The 13,247-nt window shown below is 64.0% G+C and carries 9 protein-coding genes; 4 read left to right on the top strand and 5 right to left on the bottom strand.

The genetic code is table 11. The features are described from left to right. Positions 1–112 precede the first annotated feature (112 nt). The 3 genes from D3218_RS13690 to D3218_RS13675 form a co-directional block, all read right to left on the bottom strand. Complete coding sequence (locus D3218_RS13690) at positions 113–796, bottom strand: ParB N-terminal domain-containing protein (protein WP_136625105.1); 684 nt, start codon at positions 794–796, stop codon at positions 113–115. Positions 797–840: 44 nt separating this feature from the next. Then, entirely contained in the window at positions 841–1,413 is a 573-nt protein-coding gene (locus D3218_RS13685; RefSeq protein WP_119540656.1) for a ribonuclease H family protein, read from the bottom strand. 928 nt (positions 1,414–2,341) lie between these two features. Then, positions 2,342–2,920 (bottom strand): recombinase family protein, encoded by a 579-nt coding sequence (locus D3218_RS13675; protein ID WP_119540654.1) that lies wholly within the window; start codon positions 2,918–2,920, stop codon positions 2,342–2,344. A gap of 185 nt (positions 2,921–3,105) precedes the next feature. Here D3218_RS13675 and D3218_RS13670 point away from each other — a divergent pair, with 185 nt between their 5' ends. After that, the gene (locus D3218_RS13670) at positions 3,106–4,047 is read left to right on the top strand and encodes a restriction endonuclease (protein WP_119540653.1); all 942 of its coding nucleotides are present in this window, start codon (positions 3,106–3,108) and stop codon (positions 4,045–4,047) included. Between the two features lie 35 nt (positions 4,048–4,082). After that, positions 4,083–4,820: an HNH endonuclease gene (locus D3218_RS13665; protein WP_119540652.1), complete on the top strand. Its 738-nt coding sequence runs from the start codon at positions 4,083–4,085 to the stop codon at positions 4,818–4,820. A gap of 78 nt (positions 4,821–4,898) precedes the next feature. Here the strand turns inward: D3218_RS13665 and D3218_RS13660 are convergent, their stop codons facing one another. After that, positions 4,899–6,566, bottom strand: coding sequence for a site-specific integrase (locus D3218_RS13660; protein ID WP_119540651.1), 1,668 nt, complete (start codon positions 6,564–6,566; stop codon positions 4,899–4,901). A gap of 287 nt (positions 6,567–6,853) precedes the next feature. On the opposite strand from D3218_RS13660, the gene D3218_RS13655 reads away from it, so the two are divergent. Then, positions 6,854–7,624: an abortive infection family protein gene (locus D3218_RS13655; RefSeq protein ID WP_119540650.1), complete on the top strand. Its 771-nt coding sequence runs from the start codon at positions 6,854–6,856 to the stop codon at positions 7,622–7,624. A gap of 30 nt (positions 7,625–7,654) precedes the next feature. Here D3218_RS13655 and D3218_RS13650 read toward each other — a convergent pair whose 3' ends face one another. Further along, complete coding sequence (locus tag D3218_RS13650) at positions 7,655–11,920, bottom strand: D-Ala-D-Ala carboxypeptidase family metallohydrolase (RefSeq protein WP_119540649.1); 4,266 nt, start codon at positions 11,918–11,920, stop codon at positions 7,655–7,657. Between the two features lie 190 nt (positions 11,921–12,110). Between D3218_RS13650 and D3218_RS13645 the strand changes: the two genes are divergently transcribed. Beyond that, positions 12,111–13,205 (top strand): S41 family peptidase, encoded by a 1,095-nt coding sequence (locus D3218_RS13645; protein WP_119540648.1) that lies wholly within the window; start codon positions 12,111–12,113, stop codon positions 13,203–13,205. The last annotated feature ends 42 nt before the right edge of the window (positions 13,206–13,247 follow it).

The following is a 13,247-nucleotide window of genomic DNA, read 5'->3' as shown; positions in this document are numbered from 1 at the left end:
TGTGCGTTCCTTAAAGCGTTGCCGCATCGGAGGCGGTTGGCGATTTCGCTAGCATCGCCAACCACTTGGCCTTGATCCTGTTGCTTGTACTGTTAAAAGTTTACACCTCTCATCAGAACCCGTCGTCGGCTGCGGTTGCCGCCATCGGTTCCCACTCGCCGGCCCCTTCGACCTCCTCCAGGGCCGCCCGAAGCTTCGCCAACACGATCCCTCTGCGTTCCGGATCGATGATCCCCCGCGAGTGCGCGATAAGGTGATCGATGGCGACCAGCGCGGCTCCCTGCCGTTTCTCCTCAAGGTCTACCCTGGGGATACCGTCATCGCCCACGCCCGTGTTCTTCACGCGCCTTTCCGTCATCCGTCTGGCGACCTCGGGGAAGTCCGCCTTCATCCATCGCAGGATGATGGAATGGGAGGCGAGCCCATGAAGGTCCTTCGCGATGTCCCGTGAGGACTTCACCCGCCGTGTCCCGTTGCGGTGACGGCCGGCGCGGACGTAGGCCGTAAGGAGCTTCCGTCCCTCGCCCCTCTTCAGGGGGACACCGTGCTTGAGGTTGGCTTCGGCGGCGAGCCACTGAAGCTCCGCTTCGTCCCGCTCTACGAGAACGGCAGTGATCGTCTCCCGCCTGATCTTCCTGGCGGCAGTGACGCGGTGGAACCCATCAACGATGACGACCGCACCGCCGACCCTTGCGATGGAGATGGGCGGGAACTCCTGGCCGCTCCGCATGGCATCGGCGTAGCGACTGACTGCCCCATCATCCAGCTGGGCGCGGACTTGATAGCTCTCGTCCATCACAAGGTCCGCCACGCGGACACTGAAGCTCTCCCCGGCGTGGCTCACAGGTCGTACTCCAGGCCGGCAACGGCAGGGAGCCCAGCCCGGACCTTCTGCGCTTCAGCGTTGGCGAGGGTGTCGGCCAGTTCGTTGTAGCGGTGGCCGGCGTGGCCTCGCATCCACGCGAACTTCACGCCTGGGCGTCGCCTCCACTCTGCCACCAGCCGCAGCCATTCCGGCACGTTCGCGACCGGCTTGCTCTTGCTCTTCTTCCAGCCGTTCCGCTCCCACTTCGGGACCCATTCATTCGCCCCGTCCACGACATACGTGCTGTCGCTCCAGATGGTCCCTCGGGCATCCAGTGGGAGAGCCGTGAGCGCCCTCGTCGCCGCCTCCAGTTCCATGACGTTGTTCGTTGCCCTTTCCTCCGAGCCGACCAAAGCGCGGCGAGTGATGGGCGTTCCAGGGGCTTCCCTCTCCAGAAGGACAACGGCCCAGCCGGCCGGCCCGGGGTTGTTGAGCGAAGAGCCATCCACATACGCCTTGAAGGTATCGGCGGACGGCTTCCCTCGGGTTGTCATGAGTGTACCCCCAGGTGCCACAGGAGGGGCATTGAAGGTCGTGGTGTCTGTCATGGTGGACTGGTCCTTCTTCTGGACGCGCAGCCTTCCTGACGCCCTGGTGAGCCCAGAAGCGCCGGCTGCATGGCGTCATGATTGATGGGACGGCCGGCCCAGTAGAGGGCGACCGAAGAGGAAGACCGCACGGTTATCGGCGGGCTCTTCTACAGGTGGTGGAGGGTTTTGATGCGCTGTGTTCCAGCATCGGTGCAGTGACTGCACCTGGGCGGAAACAGATGGAGAGGCACGGACCCACCGAACATCTCGTCGCAGCTCAAGGATGAACCGGCTCCCCGGCTCCGCTTTCTTCCTTGAGGTGGCGGGTAACTCCACACCCGCCGCAGCGAGCTACTTCGTCCGCCCAATGCTCGACAAGTGCAGTGACTGCACCTGTCTCTTCACGGCTCGCCGGCCGCCTGGGCTAGTGGTGTCGGTCAATCGGCTCCGGATCGTCGGTGCAGTGACTGCGCCTATCCCTTCATAGCCCGGCACTGCCCTGCGGTCGTGCTCGCTACGCGAGCTTCAGGCCGACCGGCTTCCGCTCCAAGGTCGCGAAGACCCGCCCCAGGAAGAACCGCGTCTCCCGCGCCCCAGGCCCGCCAGCGTCTTCCGTGGTCCACCCGAAGCTTCGGTCGTCGGGAAAGCTGAAGCAGCCCGCCGCAGGACTTCCCGGCCAGATGATCGTGAAGGCGAACCTCTGCATCTCCACAAGCAACCAAGACCGGCTACATTCCACCTTCATGCGATCCCCCTTATCGATCTTCGCCCTCGCGAAGTCAATTGAGGATTACCGTAGAAAAATCTAGAACACAACAAAATAAACCTTCCCACATCTGGGACGATTACTTCAAACCCTACTCGTGCTGGCGGTCCATTGCTCGGCGAGCTGCGCTTCTCCCTCGCAAGCCGTCAGCGGGCTCCTGACGGCCCCTGGGGACTACACCTACGCAGCCTGATCGGCCGACTTCGCGGTGAGGATGCGGTGGACCGAGCCCTTGCCGATGCCGAGCTGCGCCGCGATCTGGCCCATGCTCATGCCTTCCGCTGCGAGCGCCCGGACCTTCTCTGCCTTCGCCTGTGCAGTCGGCTGGCGGCCCTTGTACTTGCCTTCGGCCTTCGCCTTCGCGATGCCCTCGCGCTGCCGCTCCAGCATCATCTCCCGCTCGAACTGGGCGAAGCCCGCGAAGACTGTGAGGATGAGCCTGCCGGTGGCGCTGCGGGTGTCTACGGTGTCGCCCCCGAGGTTCAGGACCCGCAGGCTGACGCCCTTCGCTTCCAGCTCCTGCACGATGTCCCACAGGCCGGCCGCCGACCGCGCCAGTCGGTCCACCTTCGTCACCACGAGCGTGTCACCCTTACGGCCGAACTTGATCGCGGCTTGCAGCTTGCCGCGCTCTGCGGCCACGGAGGAGACCCGTTCGGCATAGACCTCCTCGCAGCCGGCCGCCCGTAGGTCTCGCTTCTGCGCCTCCAGGCCGGCTTCCTGTTCAAGCGTCGAGGTGCGAGCGTAGCCGATGAGCATGTGAGGGGTCCTGCCGTTCCACTGAGGTCTAGACCTACCTACCTTGCCCGTCCCGAAAGTCAATGACCATCCATGTGGAACGGCTGCGGGTCGGTTCTGGAACGGTCCGCATGACCTTGCCCAGTGGAACGGTACCCGCCCGAAGGCGTGTTCGGACGACCTGTCTACGTGCTATCCGTGTCCTCATGGCTATTCCCGACTATCAGTTCCTGATGCTTCCCGTGCTGCAGTTGGCCGCTCAAGGGGAAAGGCGTGTGCCTGAGGTTGCCGAACACATCGCTGACAGGCTCCAACTCACCCCGGCCGAAAGAGAGCAAATGCTTCCGAGCGGACGGCAGCGGCTGCTTCACAACCGGGTTCATTGGGCAAAGTTTTACATGTCCAAAGCCGAGTTGGTTCTCTCTCCCGCTCGGGGTCGTTTCATTGCATCAGATGCAGGGAGGGCGCTGCTAGCGACCCAACCCACGCGGATCGATGTTTCCGTGCTGATGAGGTACCCCGCATTTCAAGCCTTCTACGCGAACGCTGGAAATAGCATCGACCGGCAAGGTGAAGCTCCTCCAACGGCTCCCGTCATCGAGACCCTGGATGCAGAGGGGGTGACGCCAGAGGAGCAAATTGAACACGCTTTCGCAGCGATGCAGTCGGCACTTCAGGCTGACCTACTCGAGCGCATCCTCCAAAATACTCCGGAGTTCTTCGAGCGGTTGATAGTCGATCTTCTGGTGTCGATGGGGTATGGCGGCACTCATCTCAACGCAGCCACCCAACTCGGAAGAGCTGGCGATGGGGGCGTAGATGGCGTGATCAACGAGGACCGGCTTGGGCTTGATCGGGTCTATGTTCAGGCCAAGCGCTACGCCCGAGCTAACGGCGTTGGGCGTCCAGACGTACAGGCGTTCGTTGGAAGCCTCGTCGGGTTCGGCGCGACAAAGGGCGTTTTCGTGACAACCTCAAGCTTTAGCACTCAAGCCAAGGACTTTGTGCGGCACCTGCCGCAACGCGTAGTTCTCGTTGACGGCGATCAATTGACCGCCCTTATGGTTGAACATGGTGTGGGCGTGAGGACCAGCCGGACTATCGAGTTCAAACGCCTGGACGAAGACTTTTTCTCTGAGGACGTTTAGGCCAACTAACGGCGACAACGCGGTAGGGAACACGCATGGCGGTTACACAGGGGCACGGCAACCCTCGGTGGACTAGGGATGAGACGATCCTGGCGATGGCGTTGTATCTAGACTGTGCCGATCGAATTCCGGGACCGAATGACCCGCGTGTGGTCGCCTTGTCCAGCCTCCTTCGCCGCGTCCCGTATCATGCAGACGAAGCTCGCAAGCCGACGTTCCGAAACCCCGATGGGGTGGCCTTCAAGCTCCAGAACATACGTCAGGTTGCGACGGGCAAGGGGCTCGGCAACGTCTCGCAGATGGACCGTGATACATGGGCCGAGCTTGGCTCCGACCCCGAACAGGTCCGGCAACTCGCCGCCAGCATCACGAGCGCGATCGACGCAGAGCAAGCTTTCGCCAAAGACGAGGATGAGGAGCGAGGGTTCTTCGAGGGCAAGGTACTCACTCGCGTCCATCTCATCCGAGAACGGAACGCAGGCTTGCGAGGTGCCCTACTGAAGGACCGCCACGCGAAGGGCAATCTGCGCTGCGACATGTGCGATGAGGACTTCCGCGACGTGCCGGCGTCAATCCGAGACGCTGCATTTGAAGCCCATCACATTTTGCCGCTCGGCCAAGGCGATCTGCGAAAGATAAAGGTGCGGGACATGGCCTTGTTATGCGCGTGCTGCCATCGATTGATCCATCGGCTCATCGCGGAGAGGCGGCAATGGGTGAGTGTCGAGGAGGCCCGCGAAGTTTGGATGAGGGCGTCACCTGTCTCGGTGTAATGGAGCGGCCGGCCACCCCATGGGGGGCACGCATCCGCATCCCTGGTAGAGTAGGCGTCTCCGAAATTTTCCCCAGTTTTATCCGGGGGTCTTCGAGGTCGTCAGGAAGCGCGGAATGAGGTTCACCGCTTCAGCAAGCCGCGTGAGGTTCAGCTTCCCGACATAGCGGTTGTCCTGGCCTTCCAGCCTATGGCCCGTCAGCCGCTTCCTTCGTGTCTCCAACACGTCCAAGTCCGTCATCTCAAGGGTAAACCGATGACGCCAACCGTGGTTCGGCTGGACCTCTTTCGCACGCACCGCTTCGATTTTGAGGTCGTCTCGTATCCAGTTGCCCATCTGGGTCACGGCCATGGACCTCCGAGAACGCTTTCCGTCCGTTCCCTCGCCCTCACGGTCCTCGTAGAACAACCGACCGGCCGGCATCTTCTCGACCCATGCGACGAACCCCAGCTCAATCAGGTGGTCGTGAAGGGGGACGATGCGTCGTGAGCCCTTGTTCTTCACTCGGCCCGCGTTGGGAGCAAAGTCCATCAGCCAAATGCCCGTGTCCGCGTCCTGACGCACGTCCTCTTTACGGAGCTGAAGAACTTCTCCGGCTCGTGCCCCACTGTAGGCCATGAGCCATGGAACCCAACGGCGCATCGGCATGGTCTGGTTGAGGGCTGCGCTCAAGACCTCTTCTGCCTCTGCCGTAGTGAACCCGCGAAACCCCGGCTTTTCATCCCTGCGGTGTATCTTCAGGACGTCCGAGGTCGGATTGACGGGGACGTAGCGTTTGCCCCGCGCCCATCGGTAGATCGCCTTGATGGCGGCGAAGTAGGTTTCGTTGATCGTCTTCGCGCTTAGGTCTCTGTCCACAAGCGCGTCCATCCAAGCGATGATGTGGTCTGCGGTGATGGCAGCGGCATCGGTCGTATTGGCGTGGTCCGTCAAGCTCTGGACGCTGCGGGTCCACTCCGACACGGTCTTTGGCGCGTAGCCGCGTTCCTTCGCCAGCCGGGTCAAGAGCGTTTGAAGAGAGGTGCCATCTTCCTTGCTCTTCGCCTTGGCGGCCGGCGCGGGCGCGGGCGCGGGATCAGCCTTCGGCGGGGACCACTCGGGGAAGCGTTGGGTGCGCGTGTCCGGCCCGTAGTCACCGTCAGCGTTGCGCATTAGGTCCTCTGCGGCGTTCCGCATGGCCTTCCCGGTCTCTTCGATGACACGCCTGCGGCTCTCGTCATCGACAAGGAAGCCGAGGGTTGCGAGCTTGCTGTCAGCCCAGAAGCCGAACCGCTCCTCCATACTCTTCTGGCGGATCGTGTCATCATCAGCGATCATCAGGGCGGCGCGGCCGAACCTCCCTTGGGTCGCTGCGATGTTCGCCGCCTCCACCCGCGCCCACGTCTCGGGCTTGCCGGGATCGTCTTCGATGGCTTCCACGAACTCGCGGTAGATTTCGCCAGCGAGCGCCACGGCTTCCTTCTGGGTCAGCCTGCGGGGTCCATCGCGCACGGACTGCCAGACCCCTGCAAGATAGGCGGTGATGGCGGCCTGCCGCGCTCGCGCCTCTGCGGCATCGGTCGTCCGAAGGGAAAGGCGAATGTCGGGGAGGGTCTGCGAGACCGTCATGGCGACAGTTTGCGAGCCGAGCGGGATCGCCAGCTTCAGGCCCCGAACCTTCGCCTTCACGTCGGCCGGGATGCGCTGGACGAACTGCTGATTTTTAGTACCTGGACGCTTCATCGGACGGGCCATCGCAAGGGGCATGTTGTGCAGTCCTGTTGTACAGGCCGCCCCATGCAATCCCTTGTAATCGCTTAAGTCTCGGGCTTCCCTGAACAATCAGGGGAATTGGTGCCCAGGAAAGGACGAGCCCTTCCGGCACCCAAAGTCCTACGGCGTAGGGGTTTCAGAGCCCGCAGCCGCGTCGTTGTTGAACAGTCATGTTGTAGGCCACGCGCTCCCTTCCTTCAAGGAAGGGCCAACGCTTCCAGCCAAGCTTCGGGGCCGAGTTTGCAGTATGCTCCACTCGGTACTGTACGGAGTCGAGTTAGATGGCCATGCGGATCGTTGATATGGTCGAGGAACTTCAGTCGATGATGATCGATCTGGCGACTGGGGGAGGTGCCGACGATGCCCGCTACGTCGAACTAAGGCGCGCCCTGATGTCCGACGTCCGAACCAAAGACCTCGTTCCTGACTTCGTGGCCAAGCGACGCAACTCTGGCGCCCTTTGGGGATACTTCAAGGGCATCGATGGGACCTACCAGGGGCGGCGGACACACATATGGGAAGCGTTCGGCCCCCTCTTTGATCACCTTGAGCGGTACGCGGACGACCCAGCGTCTCCGACCATCACAGCGGCTCTCCAAACGTTCGATCCCGAGGGAGTCCAAAGGGCCTGGGGACGCGCACTCGACCGGCGTACCGAAGACCCCGAGGGGGCGGTTACGGCTGCGCGCACGCTTCTGGAGACCGTGTGCAAGCGCGTCTTGGAAACCCTCGGCGAGACCTATGGCCCCAACGACGACCTGCCGAAGCTCTATCATCGGACGGCGTCCGCCCTCCAACTCGCTCCTTCACAGCATACCGAGGACACGTTCAAAACGATCCTCGGTGGTTGCCAGCAGGTCGTGAACGGTCTCGGAACGCTGCGCAACCGCATCGGCGATGCTCATGGGCAAGGAGCGCGTCCCGTTCGTCCTGCTCCACGCCACGCGTCGCTAGCTGTGAACCTAGCGGGAGCCATGGCTATGTTTCTGGTCGAGACCGCGCAGGCAAGAGCGGCGGGCGAGACGAAAAAAACCGACACGGCCCAAGCCTAAGCCTGAGACGTGCCGGTCGGTGTGGAGGGGCTAGCCTTCTGGCAGCCTCCCCACGGTGTTGTTGAAAAACCAGAGCATCGGGAGTGTGTTCTGGAAGGGCACCAGTGACCAAAGGGCGCGAGCGTCCTGTCGCCGATAGGTTTCCCCTCGTGCGGCACTGGAAACCCCGTGGAGGGCGTTCATGGTGTCGTCGAGGAGATTGATGGCGGGGAAGGACGTCAGGCCCCGCGAGGGTGTCCCTGATGTCCGGGTGTCGAACAGCGGGTCGAAGCCGAGCAGGTAGCCCATCTGGTCGATGCCAGCGGGGAACATGGAGCTGAACCCGGCCCGCTGGAACGAGGCGGCGATCAGTCGCTTGGTGTCCAGCTCGCGAGCTAGGAACTCGTCCCGGTCGGCCCGCCCCAGCGACTGGAGGTGCCGCTGCGCCGTATACGCCATGGCCCCGAAGGTCATGGTCGTGATCACCGACGACAGGCTCTCCCAGTCCCGCATGTGGATGTTGTGGAGCGTGTTCTTCGTCCAGCCGCCGAACATGAAGCCACGGAACTGGGTGACGAACTTGCCGATCGACGAGCCGAGGATGGTGTTCGTCTGCCCGATGTCATTCTCCTGCACGAGCTTGCGGGTCCATCGGAAGATGGCATGCTCGAACGAGGCGCGGACATCGGGGTCCCACTTCTCCATGTTCAGGCGCCGCATCTGCGAGCCTTCCCATTCCCCGGCCATGTCGCCGGAGTGCTTCCTGATGGACGCGAAGATCCGGTCCTGCATGGTGTCGTCGAGACCGAGGACACGCATGCGCTTCCGGTTCACCCGGGCTCCCTCCTCGCTCATGTCGAGGAACTTGTAGAGGGCCGCTTTCGAGGCCCACCGCTGGAGGTAGGTGTTGATCGAGGACATGCCCGAGGCAGCGGACTGCGCCCGGGTCAGACGGCTCATGCCCGCCTCGACCTTGTCCATCATGCCCGCCGCACCGCCGACGTTCAGCGGAGTGCCGAACTCGTCAGAGGCGACGTGCGACATCCCCCTGATCCAGTCGGTGCCACCCGTCGAGATCCACTCCAGAGCCCGCGCATCCTCGTCCGCAAGGCGCCCCGCTCGGGCATCCCGAAGGAAGCCCTTGAGGGACGGCATGGACTTGATCGCGGTCTTGAGCCCCACGCCCGAGGTGATCATGCCGATCTCCGCGAGCTGCGCGAAGCCGACCTGTCCCATGACGCGGGTGAAGATATAGTCGCGCACGAGGCGCATGCCCTTGGCGGTGCTGCTGGCGTCGAACTTCGACACGTTGCCAGCGATGCCGTCATAGAGGAACTGGAGGCGGTCGATGTCCGCGTCCACGCTCTCGCGAGCCTTGGGCGAGGTCTGGTCGGACGAGGCGACGTCCCGCACCTGCTTGAGGATCTTGTCCCAGTCACCACGGTTGTGGATGCCGTCGATCAGGAACTCCGGGTGGAGGTCGGCCTCATCGGGGCGGAAGTTGGGGTTCTTGATCCGCAGGCCAGCCAGGGCGATCTGCCCCGACATATTGCGGTTGTAGGACTGGAAGACCCGGTCCATGTCGTTCTCGAACAGCTCCGTCAGCTTGACCTCCCGCTGCCCCGACTTGGTCGGAAGGGCCATCGAGAAGTTCTCGTTCAGGAGCTGCCGCCGCTTGCCGCGAGCTGTGCCCGCGCCGTTAGCGTCCTTGGTTGCCATGGGCCGCAGCACGGCCTCGATGTCGGTCGGGGCGAGCCCAGCCCCTTCGAGGTTCATGCGCAGCTCGTCGAGATCCGTGGACGAGAAGATCCGACCCGAGGTCAGCTCCTGGCCCGCCTCGACGTTCGACAGACGCTTCACGTAGCCCTCGGCCATGCGGTCGATGATGGCCTCGTCGAGGTCTGCGTTCACGCCCCGGACGGCGCCCTTCACGAGCTTCGTCAGGCCAGCCGTTCCCAGCTCGTCCACGAGGGCGCGGAAGTTGCCCCAGTGGATCAGGCGCGGGACGTAGTTGTCGCTCGACGACAGGTTCGCGAAACCCGGGAGGGGCGCGCGCATGGTGCCGTCGAACTCCAGCCGGTCGCCCTGTGCGAGGCGCCGGTAGCGTTCCATGATGCCCTTGAAGCTGGCAGCCTGTCGGGCCACCGCAGGATCGAACTGAGCGGTCGGGTCCGTGTTGCGGGCCGCGTCCATCACCTGCCGATTGAAGTCGGCGAGGCCACCCGTGTGGGCGTCCTTGAAGGCGTTGAGGTCGTTCCGCTTCGCGTAGTCCCGCCAGTTCTCCCCCAGGTCGCGATACCAGACGGCCTCGCTCTGCTTCTGGAGCTTCACCTGATCCTCGGACACGGCCCGCAGGGTGGCAGAGCCGTCCGCGTTGCCGACCGACTCCTCGGCGAAGACGTGACCCAGCGCGCGGACCAGCGGGTTGTCTGAAGCCTTGAGCTTGCCGGTCAGATCGAAGCGAGCCGCCGACAGGGCGCCCTTGCCGTATGCGTCCGCGAAGTTGCGGGTCATGAAGGCATCGGTGTCCGTGCGGACGGGGGAGCGCACGAGGTTGTTCTGCGCGGCGCCGATGGAGCTGCCGAACGTGGCGTCGATGTGCTTCATCGCCTCGTCCGCCTGCGTGGTCAGCGCGGTGGTGTCCCCGAGGATGTCCTTCGAGGTCTTCCCGATGGCCCCGAACGCGGCACCGAAGATCAGCCCACCGGCACCCGCGTAGATGAGCTGGTCGCTCTCCCAGGTCGGCTTGATGCCCGCCACGGCGCCCTCCAGAAGGAGATTGCCAGCGGCGCCCTCAGCGGCCCCCAGGAGGATCTTGCCGACCCGCCCGGTCTTCACGGCGCCCCCGATGGGAGCAGCCGCCAGGGCCGCGAGCCAGCCTGCCGGATCGACGATGGCAGCCCCGAGCTGGAGCGCCACGCCGGTCCCGCCCATCGCGCCGAGCTTCCGCTGGATCTCAAGATCCTGGCGAAGGCGATCAGCACGGCGGTCGAAGTCGGCATCCGACAGGGAGCCCCCGAGGAAGTCGAGGAACTTGTCGGGGATGTCCGCAGCCTTGGCCTTGAGGATCTCGGGGGTGACCCGGAAGTTCGGGTCCGAGACCTGGGGGCCTTGCGCCAGCCAGCTGCCGATCGTCGCCGTGGCCTCCTGGCCGAGCGCCCGGTAGATGCCCTCGCCGAGGGAGTATGCGTCCCCCGCCATGGCCCGCTCCTGCGCGACACGCTCGCGGGGTGAGAGGGGGTCGTTCGGGACGGCGTCCAAGATTGACAGACGGGCGTCCTTGAACTGCTCCGTGAAGGTCATGTCCACGGGAGCCGGGGCCGCAGCGCCATCGATCCCCGGGCCGGTCATCTTCCGGTCTGCCCACGCGCGGAGTTCGTCCACGGTGGTCATGCCCTTGAAGACGGTCGGGTTCGAGGCGACCGAGGCCGGGGTGACCAGGGCCAGCGGGTTCGCTCCCTTCGGCGCATTCAGCACCTTGGCAGCATCCCGGGGGCCGAGGAACCACGCGAGGTACTGTTCGCCCTGCGTGATCTTCCGGCCCACCCGCCGCTGGACGTCGTCCGTATACTGCCGAAGCAGGTAGGGCGCCGCCTTGGCCTGCTGCTCCGGGTCTCGCCGGTCGGTCAGGTTGAGGTGCGGGTAGGTCTTCTGGAGGTCGCCCCAGGTCCCGTCCGTAATCTGGAAGGGGCCGGTCGCGGTGGACGAGGGCTTCCCGCCCGGGCCACTCTGGTTGTCGATGTTGCGGAACATGCTCTCGGCACCGCCGAAGCGGTAGAGCGTGTCGCTGTCGACGCCTGCCGAAGCCGAGTGCTGCTCCAGCGTGTTCCACCAGCTCGGCAGCCTGCGGTTCGCCTTGGGGGCGGCAGCCAGGTCTGGCAGCGGCCCGCGCTCCACGGCGCCTAGCATGGCCGTCAGGTGGCCCTTCGCCCACGCCGGAGCGGTGGCAAGGTCAGCCTTCGCGTAGGCGCCAGCGGGGTTCCAGCCCCACATGGAGGGGGTGTCACGGACGTCGATGTGCAGGCTGTTGCCCGAGGGATAGATGCCCACGCCGTTCGCGCCGTGCGCCCGGGCAGCGCCGAGGATGGCGGACTTCTGCTCGTCGGTATAGCCCGAGATGTCGAGGTCGAGGGCGTTGCCATGGATGTGCTGGCTGCCCTTCGCGCCCCCGGCCTTCGCGTTGCGGGCGGGGTCGCGGTAGCCGGAACGGATGCGCAGCTCGGGGAGGCCGTCGATACCGGCCATCCCATCGAGCATCGCACGGGCGCGCGGAGAGATGCCCGCGAGGTCGCCCCCGAGGTTCGTGATGCTGGCCATGAGGCCTCCTGTGCTGAAATGAAAAAGGCCCCTGACGGGTGAGGTCAGAGGCCTGTGAGGTGTTTCTGTAAGGGGCGGGTAATGGGGCCGCTATCGACCCGAGATTGGTGTCTATGCCGGTGTCTGGCTTCATTTAAAGCGGGCGTCTACTAACGTTGTGCTATAACGCGATCGGCGAAGCGACAAGCATATGAACGCGATCAGCCTTCCTACCGCGCGCAAAGCGATAATTGCTGCTCGGGTCTACGAGGCTCTGCGATCCACGTTCGCTCACTGGGAAGCCGTGCCGAACTACGATCTCGACCATGAGTTCGCCGCCTACCTCGATGAAGCGCTCGTTGCCCCTGATCGTCTGACATTCGACCTCGTGACCCTGCGCTTCGTCGCCAGCTTGAACAACGGACACACCGCCTTCGGTGACAACTGGTTGTGGGCGGAACACGGCGCGCCCATCGGGTTCGATGCGCAATGGATGGATGACGGCTGGGTCGTCACGCAGTCAGTGGTTAGGGGGCTGGAACCCGGTGACTGGCTTGCACAGATCAGTGGCGAGGCGGTCGACGCCTTCGCGAATGCCAAGCTGCCCTTTGTATCGGGGTCCAGCCTGAGGGAGCGAAGGCATCGCCTATTCTCTCGGCCATACCTCTTTCCGAACACGTTCGAACTGCTCACCGGTCGGGGTGAAACTCATCGCATCAGACGGGGAATGGCACGCCTGGATCAGTCACAGGAGCCGGGCGGACGATGGACCAAGCCGAACCATGACTTCCGATTGACGCTTCCAAGCTTTGCGGCACCGGAGTTTGAAGCCAGAGCCATTCGGTGTGTGGCGAACCTTCCAGACGACGTTCACCTGACGATCGACGTTCGCGGGAATGCTGGCGGCAACACGCCTTGCGATCTGGTCGCTGCGCTGATGCCGGTGCCATACCGTTTTTGGCGGCACGCGACGCTGGTTCAAAGCGGCCTCGAACGTGCCGAGGGTGTGCCATCCCGGATGCAGATCACGGAGCCCACCTGGATTGAGCCCACCACCGGAGCATTCCGTGGTCCCATGACGATCCTGATCGATCGTGGCACGTTCTCTGCCGCCGAGGACTTCGTGCTTCCTTTCAAGGACAACCGACGCGCTCGGATCGTCGGCGAGGCGACGGGTGGAAGCAGCGGCCAACCCTATGTCTGCGACCTTGGGGGCGGCATGCTGCTTTGGGTCGGCTCGAAGCGTCAGTACCTACCCGACGGCGACCCGTTCGAGGGCGTGGGGATATTACCTGACGACGCATAGCTGGCGCGCGCGGACGGCAGCTTGTCCATCGCTCGTTCTCCG

It is taken from the genome of Aureimonas flava (genome assembly GCF_003583935.1).
In the GTDB taxonomy this organism is placed as follows: Bacteria; Pseudomonadota; Alphaproteobacteria; order Rhizobiales; family Rhizobiaceae; genus Aureimonas; species Aureimonas flava.
The sequence above is the reverse complement of the archived record's forward strand: the minus strand, read 5'-3'. Positions and strand labels throughout refer to the sequence as shown.